Annotated in this window: 15 protein-coding genes; 13 read left to right on the top strand and 2 right to left on the bottom strand. The window is 64.8% G+C overall.

Translation table 11 applies throughout. From position 1 onward, the window contains the following. Nucleotide 1: 1 nt before the first annotated feature. The 3 genes from adeC to BUB23_RS27580 are packed head-to-tail and all read left to right on the top strand — an operon-like array spanning nucleotide 2 to nucleotide 3,526. Nucleotides 2-1,438 carry an AdeC/AdeK/OprM family multidrug efflux complex outer membrane factor gene (gene adeC / locus BUB23_RS12030; RefSeq protein ID WP_073103352.1) on the top strand — a complete coding sequence of 479 codons (1,437 nt, stop codon included), beginning with the start codon at nucleotides 2-4 and terminating at the stop codon, nucleotides 1,436-1,438. A 40-nt stretch (nucleotides 1,439-1,478) separates the two neighbouring features. After that, the gene (locus BUB23_RS12025) at nucleotides 1,479-2,789 is read left to right on the top strand and encodes an NAD(P)/FAD-dependent oxidoreductase (protein WP_073103351.1); all 1,311 of its coding nucleotides are present in this window, start codon (nucleotides 1,479-1,481) and stop codon (nucleotides 2,787-2,789) included. Between the two features lie 14 nt (nucleotides 2,790-2,803). Further along, nucleotides 2,804-3,526 carry a methylated-DNA--[protein]-cysteine S-methyltransferase gene (locus BUB23_RS27580; RefSeq protein WP_073103350.1) on the top strand — a complete coding sequence of 241 codons (723 nt, stop codon included), beginning with the start codon at nucleotides 2,804-2,806 and terminating at the stop codon, nucleotides 3,524-3,526. Here BUB23_RS27580 and smpB read toward each other — a convergent pair. Beyond that, the gene (gene smpB / locus BUB23_RS12015) at nucleotides 3,501-3,953 is read right to left on the bottom strand and encodes an SsrA-binding protein SmpB (protein WP_073103349.1); all 453 of its coding nucleotides are present in this window, start codon (nucleotides 3,951-3,953) and stop codon (nucleotides 3,501-3,503) included. The genes BUB23_RS27580 and smpB overlap by 26 nt on opposite strands. A 57-nt stretch (nucleotides 3,954-4,010) precedes the next feature. Here smpB and BUB23_RS12010 point away from each other — a divergent pair, with 57 nt between their 5' ends. The 5 genes from BUB23_RS12010 to mmsB all read left to right on the top strand — a co-directional run bounded on the left by BUB23_RS12010 (nucleotide 4,011) and on the right by mmsB (nucleotide 8,174). After that, entirely contained in the window at nucleotides 4,011-4,445 is a 435-nt protein-coding gene (locus tag BUB23_RS12010; protein WP_073103348.1) for a type II toxin-antitoxin system RatA family toxin, read from the top strand. Further along, nucleotides 4,442-4,810, top strand: coding sequence for an RnfH family protein (locus tag BUB23_RS12005; RefSeq protein ID WP_143160958.1), 369 nt, complete (start codon nucleotides 4,442-4,444; stop codon nucleotides 4,808-4,810). Before BUB23_RS12010 ends, BUB23_RS12005 begins: the two co-directional genes overlap by 4 nt. Before the next feature lie 115 nt (nucleotides 4,811-4,925). Then, nucleotides 4,926-6,080 carry an acyl-CoA dehydrogenase family protein gene (locus tag BUB23_RS12000; RefSeq protein WP_073103347.1) on the top strand — a complete coding sequence of 385 codons (1,155 nt, stop codon included), beginning with the start codon at nucleotides 4,926-4,928 and terminating at the stop codon, nucleotides 6,078-6,080. After that, entirely contained in the window at nucleotides 6,077-7,243 is a 1,167-nt protein-coding gene (locus BUB23_RS11995) for an enoyl-CoA hydratase/isomerase family protein (RefSeq protein ID WP_073103346.1), read from the top strand. Before BUB23_RS12000 ends, BUB23_RS11995 begins: the two co-directional genes overlap by 4 nt. A 46-nt stretch (nucleotides 7,244-7,289) precedes the next feature. Then, nucleotides 7,290-8,174 (top strand): 3-hydroxyisobutyrate dehydrogenase, encoded by an 885-nt coding sequence (mmsB, locus tag BUB23_RS11990; protein ID WP_073103345.1) that lies wholly within the window; start codon nucleotides 7,290-7,292, stop codon nucleotides 8,172-8,174. Nucleotides 8,175-8,216: 42 nt separating this feature from the next. On the opposite strand, the gene ygfZ is transcribed toward mmsB, so the two are convergent. After that, complete coding sequence (gene ygfZ, locus BUB23_RS11985; protein WP_073103344.1) at nucleotides 8,217-9,248, bottom strand: CAF17-like 4Fe-4S cluster assembly/insertion protein YgfZ; 1,032 nt, start codon at nucleotides 9,246-9,248, stop codon at nucleotides 8,217-8,219. 150 nt (nucleotides 9,249-9,398) lie between these two features. On the opposite strand from ygfZ, the gene mltG reads away from it, so the two are divergent. From mltG to BUB23_RS11960, 5 genes are all read left to right on the top strand, one after another. Continuing rightward, on the top strand, nucleotides 9,399-10,409 hold the full coding sequence (gene mltG, locus BUB23_RS11980) for an endolytic transglycosylase MltG (protein ID WP_073103343.1): 1,011 nt from the start codon (nucleotides 9,399-9,401) through the stop codon (nucleotides 10,407-10,409). Further along, nucleotides 10,409-11,053 (top strand): dTMP kinase, encoded by a 645-nt coding sequence (tmk, locus tag BUB23_RS11975; RefSeq protein ID WP_073103342.1) that lies wholly within the window; start codon nucleotides 10,409-10,411, stop codon nucleotides 11,051-11,053. Before mltG ends, tmk begins: the two co-directional genes overlap by 1 nt. Beyond that, nucleotides 11,050-12,108, top strand: coding sequence for a DNA polymerase III subunit delta' (holB, locus tag BUB23_RS11970; protein WP_073103341.1), 1,059 nt, complete (start codon nucleotides 11,050-11,052; stop codon nucleotides 12,106-12,108). Before tmk ends, holB begins: the two co-directional genes overlap by 4 nt. A gap of 97 nt (nucleotides 12,109-12,205) precedes the next feature. Then, nucleotides 12,206-12,976 (top strand): TatD family hydrolase, encoded by a 771-nt coding sequence (locus tag BUB23_RS11965; RefSeq protein ID WP_073103340.1) that lies wholly within the window; start codon nucleotides 12,206-12,208, stop codon nucleotides 12,974-12,976. Between the two features lie 173 nt (nucleotides 12,977-13,149). After that, nucleotides 13,150-14,067, top strand: coding sequence for an ankyrin repeat domain-containing protein (locus BUB23_RS11960; RefSeq protein WP_084135984.1), 918 nt, complete (start codon nucleotides 13,150-13,152; stop codon nucleotides 14,065-14,067). Nucleotides 14,068-14,105: the final 38 nt, after the last annotated feature.

Here is a 14,105-nt window from a genome sequence, read left to right as displayed (position 1 = left end):
CATGAAATCCCTATCCCTGGCCGCGATGGCCGCCGCCATGCTGCTTGCCGGCTGCGCCAGCCTGGCTCCCGATTACGAACGGCCGGCCTTGCCGGTATCCGGCGACTGGCCGAGCGGGCCGGCCTATGGCCAGCCGGCCTCGCCGCAGGCGCCGGGCGCGGCGGACATCGCCTGGCAGCAGTTCATTGTCGACGACAAACTGCGCCGGCTGGTCGCCATGGCGCTCGAAAACAACCGCGACTTGCGGGTCGCCGCCTTGAATATCGACTTGGCGAGAGCCCAATACCGCATCCAGCGGGCCGATATGTTCCCATCGGTGGGCATTTCCGGCTCCGCCGCCAGCCAGCGCCTGCCGGCGGACCTGTCCGCCAGCGGCGAGGCCGGCGCAAGCCGCCAATACAGCGCCGGCGTGGGCATGAGCGCTTACGAACTGGACTTGTTCGGACGGGTGCGCAGCCTGAAAGACGAAGCCCTGCAGCGCTACCTGGCCACGCAGGCCTCGCGCAATACGGTCCAGATCTCGCTCGTGGCGGAATTGGCCCATGCTTATCTGGCCTTGGGCGCCGACCAGGAACGCTTGCAACTGGCTGCGCGGACGCTGGAAAACCGGAAAAAGTCCTATGCGCTGACGCGCCGCAGCCACGAACTTGGCGCGGCCTCGATGCTGGCCCTGCGCCAGGCGCAAACCCTGGTCGAGTCGGCCCGCGTCGACGTCGCGCAATTCACCAGCCAGATAGCCCAGGACAGGAATGCGCTGGTCCTGCTCGCCGGCGGCGGTATTCCCGAGGAACTGCTGCCGGCATCGCAAAGCGACGACAAAGTTACGCTCGCGCAACTGGGCGCCGGGCTGCCATCCGAGGTGCTGCAAAGGCGTCCCGACGTGCAGCAGGCCGAGCGCCTGCTGCGGGCCGCCAACGCCAATATAGGCGCCGCGCGGGCCGCCTTTTTCCCGCGGATCAGCCTGACGGCTTCGGCCGGCACGACAAGCAGCGCCTTGTCCGGCCTGTTCGCCGGGGGCAGCGGCTTCTGGAGCTTCATGCCGCAGCTCGATCTGCCCATCTTTGAAGGAGGCCGCAACCGCGCCAACCTGGAGGCATCCGAGGTCGAGCGCGATATCGCGCTCGCCCAGTACGAAAAGGCGATCCAGAGCGCCTTCACGGAAGTGGCCGACGGGCTGGCGCAACGTGGTACTTTAGATGAACAGCTCAGCGCGCAAGTGGCGCTGGTCGACGCTTGGGCCGATAATCATGTCTTGTCCGAGGCGCGGTTCCGCAGCGGCGTGGACAGCTACCTGAATGTGCTGGATGCGCAGCGCAGCCTGTATGCGGCGCAGCAGGACCTGATCACCTTGCGCCTGGCCAAGAACAGTAACCACGTTACCCTGTACAAAGCCTTGGGCGGAGGCTGGAACGATGCGCCCGCCAGCCAGGCGCGCTGATGCCGCGCCAAGGCAGGCTTGAACGGCAAAGGAAGAAACAATGACACAAACCGAAGCGCACCGGGTAGTGATCGTCGGCGGGGGCGCCGGAGGGCTGGAACTGGCCGCCAAGCTGGGCCGCAAGTTCGGGCCGCAGCATGTGTATCTGGTCGACAAGGCGGGCGACCATATCTGGAAGCCTTCCCTGCATGAGGTGGCCGCGGGCACCCTGGACATACACCGGGAGGGGCTGTCGTATTTCATGCTGGCCAAGGACAAGGGCTACACCTTCATTTTCGGCGAGGTGACGCACGTCGATCGCGACGCGCGGCTGATACAGCTGAAACCGGTATTTTCCGATCAGCAGGTGGAGGTATTCCCGGCGCGCAGCCTGCGCTACGACACCCTGGTGCTGGCGGTGGGCAGCAAATCCAATTTCTTCGGCACGCCGGGCGCCGCCGAATTCGCCATTGCGCTGGATTCGACGGCCGAGGCGGAGCGGTTCCGGCTCAGGCTGCTGCATGAACTGGTCACGGCCAACCGGAAAAAGGCGGAGCAGGTGGATTATGCCTTGAATATCGGCATAGTCGGCGGCGGCGCCACCGGCGTCGAGCTTGCGGCGGAACTGCGGGAAGCCTGCGCCGACGCGGTTTTCTACGGGCTCAACAGCCTGGACCCGCAGAAAGACATCCAGATCACGCTGCTCGAAGGCGCCGACAGGATACTGTCGGCCTTGCCGGAAAAAATGTCGGCGGCGGCGCGGCAGCTATTGCTGGACCGGGGCATAGCGGTGAAGACGTCGGTCCGGGTCGCCCGGGTCGAGGCCGACGCCCTGTACGACGCGCAGGGCACGCGCTACCCGGTCGACCTGTGCGTATGGGCGGCGGGCATCGAAGCCCCGGCCTTCCTCAAGCAACTGCGGCTGGACTGCAACCGCGTCAACCAGCTTGTCGTCGACAGCAATTTGCGCAGCGCCGACCCCGCCGTCTTCGCCATGGGCGACTGCGCCCAGGTGCCCTGGGACCAGGAGGGCCAGTTTCTGCCGGCCAAGGCGCAGGTCGCCCACCAGCAGGCCGCCTTCCTGTTGCCCATCATGGCCGAGCGCATCCAGGGCAAGGAAATCAGCCAGCGCGCCTTCCGCTTTCGCGACCATGGCTCCCTGGTTTCCGTGGGCCACAGCCGCGGCGTGGGCAGCCTGATGGGCGTGCTCACCGGGAAAAACTGGTTCGTGCAAGGGCTGCTTGCGCGGCTCATGTACATGAGCCTGCATTTGATGCATCATCTGGCCATCCTGGGCTTTGCCCGCACCGCGTCTCTGGCCGTCGGCCGGCTGCTGATGAAACGGGGGCGTCCGCGCGTCAAGCTGCATTAGATGAGGTGAATGATATGGCGTTTTACGCGCAGATGTCTTCCGGCCTGGGGCGCATCCTGCTTGCCTCCGATGGCGCCGGCCTGACGGGGCTGTATTTCATCGGCCAGAAAGACTGCCCGCCGCTCGACGGCTTGCCCCCGCCTGCGCCGCAGGCAAAAGACCCCACCGCGGGCCTGATGTCCGGCGTCGCCATAAAAAATTTCAAGGCGCGCATGGCGGCCGGCGGCGGCCTGTTCGGGCCGGCCAACCTGGCCAGGACGGGCGCCGCGGGCGGCGCGCCATTCCCCGGCCAAGCCAGCCGGACGCTGTGCGGCGCGGCCGGCGGCGCCCATGATGCCCTGACATTCATGCAGGACGGCACGCCGCATGCCGTCGAAGCGCTTTTTGAGCGCGCGCAACGAGAGCTGCGCGAGTATTTCCGCGGCGAACGCAAGGCATTCACGCTCCCCCTGGCTGCCGAAGGCACTGATTTCCAGAAGAAAGTATGGCACGCCTTGCTCGCCATACCCTATGGCCAGTCGGTGTCTTATGGCGAAGTCGCGCGCGCGGCCGGGCTCACCCCGCGGCATGGGCGGCCGGTGGGCACGGCTGTCGGGCGCAACCCGATCGCTATCATCATTCCCTGCCACCGGGTCCTGGGCGGCGCCGGCACCCTGACAGGCTATAGCGGAGGGCTGGAGCGCAAGTTTGCGCTACTGGAGCTGGAAGGCTTCAGCCTCGGGTATCGTGCTTCATGAGGCGCTCTTTTTCGCGCTCCCAGTCCTTGTCGCGCGCCACGTCGCGCTTGTCGTGCAGCTTCTTGCCGCGGCCCAGGCCGAAGTCAAGCTTGATGCGCCCATTCTTGTAATGCAGGTTAAGTGGCACCAATGTATAGCCGCGCTGCTCCACCTTGCCGATGAGCTTGCCGATTTCTTCGGCGTGCAGCAACAGTTTGCGGGTGCGCGTGGCGTTCGGGTGTATATGGGTGGAGGCGGTGGGCAAGGGGCTGATGTGCATGCCTATGATCCATAACGCGCCATCGCGCACGATGACGTAGCTTTCCTTGAGCTGTACGTGACCGGCGCGTATGGCTTTTACCTCCCAGCCTTCAAGCACGAGACCCGCCTCGTAGCGGTCTTCAATAAAGTAATCGTGCGTTGCTTTGCGGTTATCGACAATGCTCATGAATCAATTCGGTTGTAGGCTGTAAAATCAGTACATTCTATCCATTAACTACTTTCAATGCATACCGTCCAGCGTTCCGTCCTCGTTCCCTACAGCCGCGCGCAAATGTTTGACTTGGTCGCCGATGTGGCCAAGTATCCCGAATTCATGCCTTGGTGCGGCGGCACCACCGTGCACAGGCATGACGAAAGGGGGATGGAAGCGTCCATAACCATCAGCATTGCCGGCGTCAAGCAAACCTTCACCACCCGCAACGATCACGATTATCCCCGCCTCATTACCTTCCATCTGATCAACGGCCCATTCTCGACCCTGACAGGGAACTGGGAATTCCACGAACTCGACGAAAATGCCTGCAAGGTGGTGTACATCATGGAATACGCCTTTTCCAGCCGCGCGCTCGAGGCGGTGGTCGGGCCCATATTCAACCGGATCGCCACCAGCTTTATCGATTCCTTTACTCAGCGCGCCCAGGCGGTGTATGGGGAATGATGCCTGAAGAAAAAGTCGCCATCGCGGTGCAAGTGGTCTACGCCGAGCCGGGCTCCGTCTGGCGGGCCGATCTGCAACTGCCCGCCGGCGCCACCGTGGGCCAGGCGATCCAGGCCAGCGGCTTCTCCCGGCTTTTTCCCGACTATCCATCCGATGCGCCGGCGCTGGGCATATACGGGCAGGCCTGCGGGGCCGATCGTATCCTCGCCGACGGCGACCGCATCGAGATCTACCGCCCCTTGACTTTCGATCCCATGGAGTCGCGGCAGCGCCGCGCCCTGCATCGCAAGGCCTTCATGACCAAGCCGCGCAACCGGCCCAAGCGGCGCAAGGCGAAAATCGCGGCCGGATTGCTGGAGCCCTGAACAAAACGATTGTCATGCATATGACAACACCATAATTCGCAATGCGCTATGGTGGAGCGCAACTATAAAAGGTAAGCTGGCAAGCAGCTTGCGATGCACAGGAGACGACACCATCATGGATTTTCGGCTAAGCGATGAACAACAGGCATTCGCGCAGGCGGCCCGCGATTTCGCCATAGGCGAGCTCGAACCGCATGCCGCGCGCTGGGATGCCGAATGCCAGTTTCCGCGCGAGGCATTCGCGCGCGCCGGCGCCCTGGGCTTTTGCGGCATCTATGCGCCCGAATCGATAGGCGGCCTGGGCTTGCCGCGCCTGGACGCCACGCTGGTGTTCGAGGAAATGGCCGCCTGCGACCCATCCACGACGGCCTTCCTGACCATACACAACATGGCGACATGGATGATAGGGTCCTGGGCCACTGCGGCGGTGCGCGAGGCCTGGGGGCCCGCGCTGGCGGCCGGCGAAAAGCTCGCCTCCTATTGCCTGACCGAACCCGGCGCCGGGTCCGATGCGGCGTCCTTGTCGACCCGCGCGGAAAAGCGCGGCGACGCCTATGTGCTCAATGGCGCCAAGGCCTTCATTTCCGGCGCCGGCGACACCGACGTCCTGGTGGTCATGGCGCGCACGGGCGGCGCGGGGCCCAAGGGCATCTCGGCCTTTGTCGTGCCCGCCGACACGCCGGGCGTCACCTACGGCCGCAAGGAAGACAAGATGGGCTGGAACAGCCAGTCGACGCGCCCGGTGGTCTTCGACAACGCGGAGATCCCCGCCGGAAACCTGCTGGGCAATGAAGGCGAAGGCTTCAAGTTCGCCATGAAAGGCCTGGACGGCGGCCGCATCAATATCGCCACCTGCTCGGTCGGGGCCGCGCAGGGCGCATACGACGCAGCCAGGCGCTATATGGGCGAACGCAAGCAGTTCGGGCAGCCCCTGGCCAGTTTCCAGGCCCTGCAGTTCAAGCTTGCCGATATGCTGACCCATATCGTGGCTTCGCGCCAGATGGTGCGCCTGGCCGCCGCCAAGCTGGACGACGGCGATGAGCAGGCGGCCACCTATTGCGCCATGGCCAAGCGCCTGGCCACCGATCTCTGTTTCCAGGTTTGCCTGGACGCCCAGCAGATCCACGGCGGCTACGGCTACCTCAAGGACTACCCGCTGGAGCGGCTGGTGCGCGATACGCGCGTGCACCAGATCCTCGAAGGAACCAACGAAATCATGCGCGTGATCATCGCGCGCCAGCTGCTCGACAAAGGAGCCGATATCCGATGAATTCCCCAGTCTTATTCGAGGTCCTGGACGCCGCCAATCACAAGAAGGTCGGCGTGGCCACCTTGAACAGCCCGCAAACGCTCAACGGCCTGTCGCTGGACATGTGCAATCTGCTGGCCGAACAGTTGAGCGTCTGGCAAGCCGACGAATCCATCGTCCTGGTCGTGCTCAGGGGCGCCGGTGAAAAAGCGTTTTGCGCGGGCGGCGACCTGCACGGCCTGTACAAGGCCATGCAGGAAAACACCAGCGGCCAGGCATGGCGCAACACCTACGCGCGCAGATTCTTCGACGACGAGTACCGCCTGGATTACCAGATCCATACCTATCCCAAGCCGATATTGTGCTGGGGCAACGGCATCGTGATGGGAGGCGGCGTGGGGCTGATGATGGGCGCGAGCCATCGCGTGGTCACGCAGACCACCCGCTATGCCATGCCGGAAATCTCCATCGGGCTGTTTCCGGACGTCGGCGGCACGTGGATGCTGGCCCGCCTGCCCGGGGGCACCGGGCTGTTCCTGGGCCTGACCGGCGCGCAACTGGAAGCCGGCGACTGCCGTTATCTGGGCCTGGCCGACTACACGCTGGACTCCGGCAAATGGGACGAGCTGCTGGCGCGGATACAGTCCGCCCACTGGTCGGGCGTCGAGCGCGAAGACAGCGTCGGCCTGGGCCGCCTGCTGCTTGGGCTGCAGGCGGCCGACGCCGGGTTGCAGCAAGGGCCGCTGCAGACGCATTATCCGCTGATCAGGCAGGCCTGCGACGGCGGCGATTTCGAGGCCATTTGCGCCAATATCGCCGCCTGGGCCGGCCATGAGGACCCCTGGCTCAAGCGCGCCGCGGGCACTTTCCTGTCCGGTTCGCCCGGCTCGGCGCGCTTGTGTTTCGCCTTGCTGGATCGCGTGCGCCTGCTGTCGCTGGCCGATGTTCTCCGCCAGGAATATATTGTGTCCTTGCAATGCGGCGTCCAGGGGGACTTCCAGGAAGGCATACGGGCCTTGCTGATAGACAAGGACAAGCAGCCCAGATGGAACCCGGCCACGCTGGAGCAGGCCAGCGACGCCTGGGTGCAGCGCTTTTTCCAGGCGCCGTGGCCGGACGCGGTCGAGCACCCATTGGCCGACCTCGAACTGGCGCCCATGGACGCCACGGGCATCGAACTTTAGTTTTCGCGCAAACCACATCGATCATCGAAAAACAGGAGACAAAAAAATGAGTCGCATCGCATTTATCGGCCTGGGCCATATGGGCAGCCCCATGGCCTTGAATCTGGTCAAGGCGGGCCATGAACTGGTCGTGTTCGACCTGGTGCCCGCCGCCGTCAAGGTCCTGGCCGACGCCGGCGCCAGCGCCGCGGCCTCGGCGCCGGCGGCAGTCAAGGACGCCGAGGTGGTGATTTCCATGCTGCCGGCCAGCAAGCACGTGGAAGGGCTGTATCTGGGCGAGGCCGGCCTGCTGACGCAAATCGCCGCCAACACCCTGGTCCTGGAATGCAGCACCATCGCGCCGGAGTCGGCCCGCAAGGTCGCCGCGGCGGCGCTGGAGCGCGGCATACGCATGGTGGATGCGCCGGTATCGGGCGGCACGGGCGGCGCGGTCGCCGGCACGCTGACCTTTATCGTGGGCGGCGCGGCCGCCGACCTGGAATCGGCCCGGCCCTATCTGGAGAAAATGGGCAAGAATATCTTCCATGCCGGCGCGGCCGGGGCGGGGCAGGTCGCCAAAATCTGCAACAACATGCTGCTGGGCATACTCATGGCCGGCACCTCCGAGGCGCTGGCGCTGGGCGTCGCCAACGGGCTGGATCCCAAGGTATTGTCCGACATCGTCGCCAAGAGCTCCGGCCGCAACTGGGCCACCGAACTCTACAACCCTTGGCCGGGCGTGATGGAGCACGCGCCGGCGTCCAATGGGTACGCGGGCGGCTTCGGCGTCGACCTGATGCTCAAGGATCTCGGCCTGGCCGCGGAATCAGCCCTGAACGCCAGGGCGTCCGTGCCCCTGGGCGAGCTGGCGCGCAACCTTTATTCCATGCATAGCGCGCAAGGCAACGGCGCGCTGGATTTTTCCAGCATTTTGAATCTGTTCAAAAAATAGGCTGGGACGCATCCTGGCGGGGCCCGGGCTGCCCGTCCGTCCTCAATCCTCGGCCTTGATCTTATAAGGCAAAGGCATTAACTCGATGGCCGGGCCATCGGCCCGCCGCAGGCGGAAATCGGGGCCGCCGAGATCGGCCAGTTGCACTTCCATCAGTACATGGGCAGCGCCGCCGCAATGCGCGGCGTTGACGATGCGGCCGCAGGGGCTGTCGGGATTGAGGGCATTGTAGATGTCCACGCCGGCGAGCGGGCCGCCGGCATCGGCATCGGCGCCGCTTGCGATGCCATAGGCCATGCGGCGCTTGACGGTGCCGCGGTAATGGCTGCGCGCCACGACTTCCTGGCCGGGGTAGCAGCCCTTGGTGAAACTGACCGCGTCGATCAGGTCCAGGTTGAGCGTCTGCGGAATAAAGACATCCTGCGTGGCGGCTTCGATCCAGGGCAGGCCGGCGGCGATGTCGGCGGCGCGCCAGCAATCGGCGGCCTGCCGCGCCTGCGGTCCCGCCATGGCGGGCGCCGGCGCGGCGTCGTCGTCGGCGTCGTCGGCGTCGGCCGGGACAAACCACCAGCGCGCGGTATCGGCGCCGGCCGACGGCGCGGCAATCCAGCTTCCGGCGCTGGTCCGCGCCACGTCCCAGGCCCGGGCCTGGGACGAAAGCACGGCAGCCTCCTTGATGAGTTCTTCGCCCGGGAGCCGGCCGGATTCCGCGGCCAGCCCGCCGGCGGGCGCGCCGGCCAGCGTCACGCCCAGCACACGCAGGCGGGTCAGCCGCAAGCTGGCCTTGGCGCGCAGCACGAACATGGAAAGGCGCTTGACCAGGGCCGGCGCGATGTCGGCCCGGACCATGGCGTACAGGGCGGGGGACGGGCCCTGGCGCCCCTGCCACAGCACCATGCTGCCCAGCAGCCGCCCCTTGGCCGTGCAATAGCCAGCCAGGCGGGCACGGTCGGGCGCCAGGCCCGTCACGTCATGGGTCAACTGCCCATGCAGGAAACCGGCCGCGTCCGGCCCGGCGATTTCGATGACGGCAAGATCATCCAGCGGCGCAACAAAGCTTGAAAAATTGTTCATGTAAGAAATATGACTCGCAGCAACAGACAGGGGCAAAGCTAGCGTTTATGATAACGGGCTTCGGGAAATCATGCTGCGATAACCCTTGCCATCCCGAGGCCTGGTTTCCACCGGCGAGCGGGCCGCTGCGCTGGGCTACACTTTGCCTTAATGACGAAATTCAAATTATTCATCCTGTATCTGCTTTTGCTGCTGGCCATCATCGCCACCGGCCTGAGCGCCGCCGCCTGGTATTGGGTGGAGCATCCCGTCGCCATGGACAGCGAACGCGTCGACTACGTGGTCGAGTCGGGCAGCCGTCCGCGCTCCATCGCGCGACTGATGAACAAATCCGGCATCCATTTCAATGAAGATGCGTTCGTGGCGCTGGCCCGCTTGAGCGGGCGCGATATCCTGCTCAAAGCCGGGGCCTACGAGGCGGTGCGCGGCGACACGCCCCGGACGCTGCTGGAGCGCATGGCCAACGGCGACATGACGCAGACCCAGATAACCTTGCTGGAAGGATGGACGTATCAGCGCATTCGCCAGGCATTGCGGGAAGATCCGCAAGTCAGGCAAACGCTGCTGGCCGTGCCCGATGACGAATTGCTCAGGAAACTGGGCGCGCCGCAAGCCAGCCCCGAAGGCCTGTTCTATCCCGACACCTATGTCTTTGTTCCGGGTTCCACCGATTTCGACATCCTGCGCCGCGCCTACCATGCGCAGCAGCAACTGCTGGACGCCGCCTGGAATGAACGCGATCCGCAAGTGCCCCTGAAAACGCCTTACGAGGCGCTGATACTGGCCTCCATCATCGAAAAGGAAACAGGCCACAGTTCCGACCGGGACCGGGTCGCCGGCGTCTTCGTCAACCGCCTGCGCCTGAGCATGCCCCTGCAGACCGATCCCACCGTCATCTACGGCATGGGCGACGCCTATCAGGGGCGGATACGCAAGAAAGACCTGACGACGGACACGCCCTGGAATACTTATACGCGGGGCGGGCTGCCGCCCACTCCCATCGCCAGCGCGGGGCGCGCGGCGCTGCTTTCGGCCCTGCACCCCGAGGCGCACAAATTCCTCTACTTCGTTTCGCGGGGCGATGGCACCAGCGAGTTTTCCGAGAGCCTGCTGGATCACAACCGGGCTGTGTCTAAATACATATTGGGACGGCGCAACTAATGCAAGGTCGGCGCGGCTGCTTTATTACCCTTGAAGGGCTGGATGGCGCGGGCAAGAGCACGCATGTCGGATGGCTGGTCGAGCGCTTGCAGCAGCATGGGCTGGCGGTGGTTTCCACGCGCGAACCCGGCGGCACCGCGCTGGGCGAACAGCTGCGGCAATTGGTCCTGAGCCAGCCCATGAACCTCAAGACCGAAACCCTGCTCATGTTCGCGGGCCGCTGCGAGCACATAGAAACCGTCATCAAGCCCGCTTTGCTGGCAGGGCAGTGGGTCGTCTGCGACCGGTTCACCGATGCGACTTACGCCTACCAGGGCGGCGGACGCGAACTGGGCGGCGACCGCATCAGCGCGCTGGAGCAATGGGTGCATGCCGATCTGCAGCCCGACCGGACCTGGCTCTTCGATGTGCCTCTGGCGGTCGCCCGCGAGCGCCTGAGCCGCAGCCGCGAGCTGGACCGCTTCGAGCGGGAGGGCGAGGCTTTCTTCGAGCGGACCCGCCGCGCCTATCATGAGCGCGCGCGGCAGCATCCGGAGCGCCTGCGCATTGTCGATTCGACCTTGCCCATAGAGGATGTAAGGCGCAGCCTGGCCGAGCAGATCGACGAGCTGGTGCGAGCACAGCGGATGGGCGGCCAATCATGAGCGACCTCGCGCAATTCCTGCCATGGCAGGCGTCGCTGGCGGCGTCCTGGCTCAGCCAGCGCGAGCGTTTTGCCCATGCCTGGCTGATCCATGGCTTGCCGGGCATAGGCAAGCGCCAGTTCGCGCTGGCGGCGGCGGCAAGCCTGCTGTGCGAGTCGCCGCTGCAGGGCCTGGCTTGCGGCCATTGCGCGGCGTGCCTATGGCTGGCCAGCGGCAACCACCCTGATTTGCGCCGTATCCGGCCCGAAGCGGTGGCGCTGGAAGAGGGCGCCGCGGCCGGCGGCGCCGAGGACGACGGCGAGGCCGCGGCCAGCGCCGCCAAGAAGGCGCCGTCCAAGGATATCCGGGTCGAGCAGCTGCGCGTATTGAGCCCCTGGTTCAATACCGCGACCCATCGGGGCGGCTGGCGCGTCGCTGTGCTCTATCCGGCGCAGGCCATGAACAGCATCTCGGCCAATGCCTTGCTCAAAGTGCTGGAGGAGCCTCCGGAGCACACCGTGTTCCTGCTGGTGGCGGATGCCCCGGACCGCCTGCTGCCTACGCTGGTGTCGCGCTGCCGGCGCCTGCCGCTGCCCGTGCCGGGCAAGCCGGAAAGCCTGGCCTGGCTGGAAGCGCAAGGGGTGGCCGAGGCCGGGCAGTGGCTGGCCGCCGCTGGCGGCGCGCCCTTGCTGGCCATGCAACTGGCGCAAACCGGGGCCAGCCCTTGCCCCGAGTGGTTGAACCAGCTGGTCGCGCCGCTCGCCCGCGCGCAGGCGCCCGATATCGGGCAACTGGCCGACCATCTGGAAAAAATGCCCGCCGATGTGTGGATCGACGCCTTGCAGCGCCTGTTCCTGGACCTGCTGCTGGCGGCGTCGGGCGCGCCGGTGCGCTATTTTCCCAGCCTGGAAAAACAGACCCGGCTCGCCGCCCGGCACGCCGCCATGGCAAGCCTGGCCGACACGGCCAAATGGCTGGCGCAGCAACGCGCCGTCGCCGGCCATCCGCTCAATGCCAAGCTGCTGGTGCACAGCACTTTGCAGCGCGTGGCCATGGCCTGCCGCCCGGCCTCATAGCCCGGCCTCGCAGCGCGGTAAAACCGCTACACTACGTCATGGATGGCGGCCAGCCATGCGCCGCCCATTTTCCGACTGATTAGCGCAAGAAAAAATTATGTATGTAGACTCCCATTGCCATCTGGATTTTCCCGAGCTGGCCAAGAACTTGCCCGATATCTTGAGCCGCATGGCCCAGAACCGGGTAAGCCATGCCTTGGTGGTCAGCGTGAACCTGCCGAACTGGCCGGGGCTCATGGAACTGGTCGCCCCGCAGCCGCATCTATATGCCTCGGTAGGCGTGCATCCCGATTACGAGGATACGCCCGAGCCGACCGTCCAGGAACTGGTCGATCTGGCGCAGTCGCCCAAGGTCGTCGCCATCGGCGAAACCGGCCTGGATTACTTTCGCCTGTCCGAACCGCTGGAATGGCAGCGCGAACGGTTCCGCACCCACATCCGGGCCAGCCGGGCCAGCGGCTTGCCCCTGATCATACATACCCGCTCGGCCAGCGCCGACACGCTGCGCATCATGAAGGAAGAGGGCGCCGACCAGTATGGCGGCGTCATGCACTGCTTTACCGAGTCCTGGGAAGTGGCGCAAGCCGCGATGGAACTGAATTTCTATATTTCGCTCTCCGGCATAGTCACCTTCAAGAAGGCCGAGGACCTGCATGAGCTGGCCAGGAAGCTGCCGCTGGATCGCCTGTTGATCGAAACCGATTCGCCCTACCTGGCACCCGTCCCGTATCGCGGCAAGGTCAACGATCCCTCCAAGGTGATGCACGTGGCCGAGAAAATCGCCGACTTGAGGGGCATACCGGTAGCCGAGGTGGCGGAATGCTCCACGAACAATTTCTTTAATCTTTTCAGTAAGATAGAGAGATAAGCTAAAGTTTTGCATGATATAACGCTTCTAAAGTAAAATATTTAAAGCAATAGATTAACTTTACTTTAAATATTCATACAAATCATTAGGTTATAGAGATTATTTAAAGTAGTTCAGTTAAAGTAAATTATCCATAGCAGCCGTCGCTTCAATTGCGGCGCCGGGAATCAGTCATGACATTCTTTTCCAATCTCGCACCGGCGCTAGGCCGCTATTTCATAGGTCTGGCCGGCGCGCTGCTGTGCGTTGCGGCGCATGCCGCCAATCCCGCCGACTGGTGGGTGGATATCGCGAACGATCGCGTCGCCCGCGTCCAGGCCATGCTGGCGCAAGGCGCGGACCCGAACGAATTGAGCGACAAGGGCCAGCCCGCCATCATGCAGGCCATGCGCGATGGCGCCTGGAAGGTGTATGACGCGCTGGCGGCCAACCCCAAGACGGCGCTCAACGCCATCAACGTCAATCGCGAAACGCCCCTGATGTATCTGGCGGTGCTGGGGCAGACCAAGCGCGCCCAGGATCTGATACGGCGCGGCGCCATGGTCAACCGCCTGGGCTGGACGCCTTTGCAATATGCCGCCTCCACCGGCAAAGTCGAAACGGCCCGGATGCTGCTGGCCAAGAAGGCCCTGGTCAACGCTCCGGCGCCCGACGGCACCACCGCCTTGATGATGGCGGCCCATTCCGGCAGCGTAGCCATGGTCCAGCTGCTGCTGGATCACGGCGCGGAGGTCACGACGCGGAATTTGCAGAAGCTGGACGCGGCCGACTGGGCGCGCAACAATAAGCACGATGCGCTGGCGGCCAAGCTCGATGCCCTGACCGATAAAGTCCTGAAGCAGCGCGCCGCCTTGCGGGCGCAGGGCAAGGCGCCGGCAAGCCCTGGAACGCCCGCCACCGGCGGCAGCCGGCAGCAGGGCGCAAGCCGCGGCGGGTCGGGGGAAACGGGAACACTGAAGCTGGAAGATGCGGGCACCGCGCCGGCCGGGAAAACGATTCCGGCGGAATCCGCGGGAAAGCCGGCGCCGGAGCCCTCCTCGGGTTCGCGCTATTTCGATCTGGACCGTTTCAATGAAAAACCGAATCCGTAAAAGGGGGCGCGGCTTGTGCGGTGGATTTCTAAACCCGT

This window comes from Pollutimonas bauzanensis (genome assembly GCF_900129885.1).
In the GTDB taxonomy this organism is placed as follows: Bacteria; Pseudomonadota; Gammaproteobacteria; order Burkholderiales; family Burkholderiaceae_B; genus Pollutimonas; species Pollutimonas bauzanensis.
Note: the sequence above shows the minus strand (reverse complement) of the source record. Positions and strands in the feature narration are given on the sequence as shown.

Coding starts and splice junctions, on each gene's coding strand:
- adeC (WP_073103352.1), top strand. CDS start 2: ATGAAATCCCTATCCCTGGCCGCGATGGCCGCCGCCATGCTGCTTGCC.
- BUB23_RS12025 (WP_073103351.1), top strand. CDS start 1,479: ATGACACAAACCGAAGCGCACCGGGTAGTGATCGTCGGCGGGGGCGCC.
- BUB23_RS27580 (WP_073103350.1), top strand. CDS start 2,804: ATGGCGTTTTACGCGCAGATGTCTTCCGGCCTGGGGCGCATCCTGCTT.
- smpB (WP_073103349.1), bottom strand. CDS start 3,953: ATGAGCATTGTCGATAACCGCAAAGCAACGCACGATTACTTTATTGAA.
- BUB23_RS12010 (WP_073103348.1), top strand. CDS start 4,011: ATGCATACCGTCCAGCGTTCCGTCCTCGTTCCCTACAGCCGCGCGCAA.
- BUB23_RS12005 (WP_143160958.1), top strand. CDS start 4,442: ATGATGCCTGAAGAAAAAGTCGCCATCGCGGTGCAAGTGGTCTACGCC.
- BUB23_RS12000 (WP_073103347.1), top strand. CDS start 4,926: ATGGATTTTCGGCTAAGCGATGAACAACAGGCATTCGCGCAGGCGGCC.
- BUB23_RS11995 (WP_073103346.1), top strand. CDS start 6,077: ATGAATTCCCCAGTCTTATTCGAGGTCCTGGACGCCGCCAATCACAAG.
- mmsB (WP_073103345.1), top strand. CDS start 7,290: ATGAGTCGCATCGCATTTATCGGCCTGGGCCATATGGGCAGCCCCATG.
- ygfZ (WP_073103344.1), bottom strand. CDS start 9,248: ATGAACAATTTTTCAAGCTTTGTTGCGCCGCTGGATGATCTTGCCGTC.
- mltG (WP_073103343.1), top strand. CDS start 9,399: ATGACGAAATTCAAATTATTCATCCTGTATCTGCTTTTGCTGCTGGCC.
- tmk (WP_073103342.1), top strand. CDS start 10,409: ATGCAAGGTCGGCGCGGCTGCTTTATTACCCTTGAAGGGCTGGATGGC.
- holB (WP_073103341.1), top strand. CDS start 11,050: ATGAGCGACCTCGCGCAATTCCTGCCATGGCAGGCGTCGCTGGCGGCG.
- BUB23_RS11965 (WP_073103340.1), top strand. CDS start 12,206: ATGTATGTAGACTCCCATTGCCATCTGGATTTTCCCGAGCTGGCCAAG.
- BUB23_RS11960 (WP_084135984.1), top strand. CDS start 13,150: ATGACATTCTTTTCCAATCTCGCACCGGCGCTAGGCCGCTATTTCATA.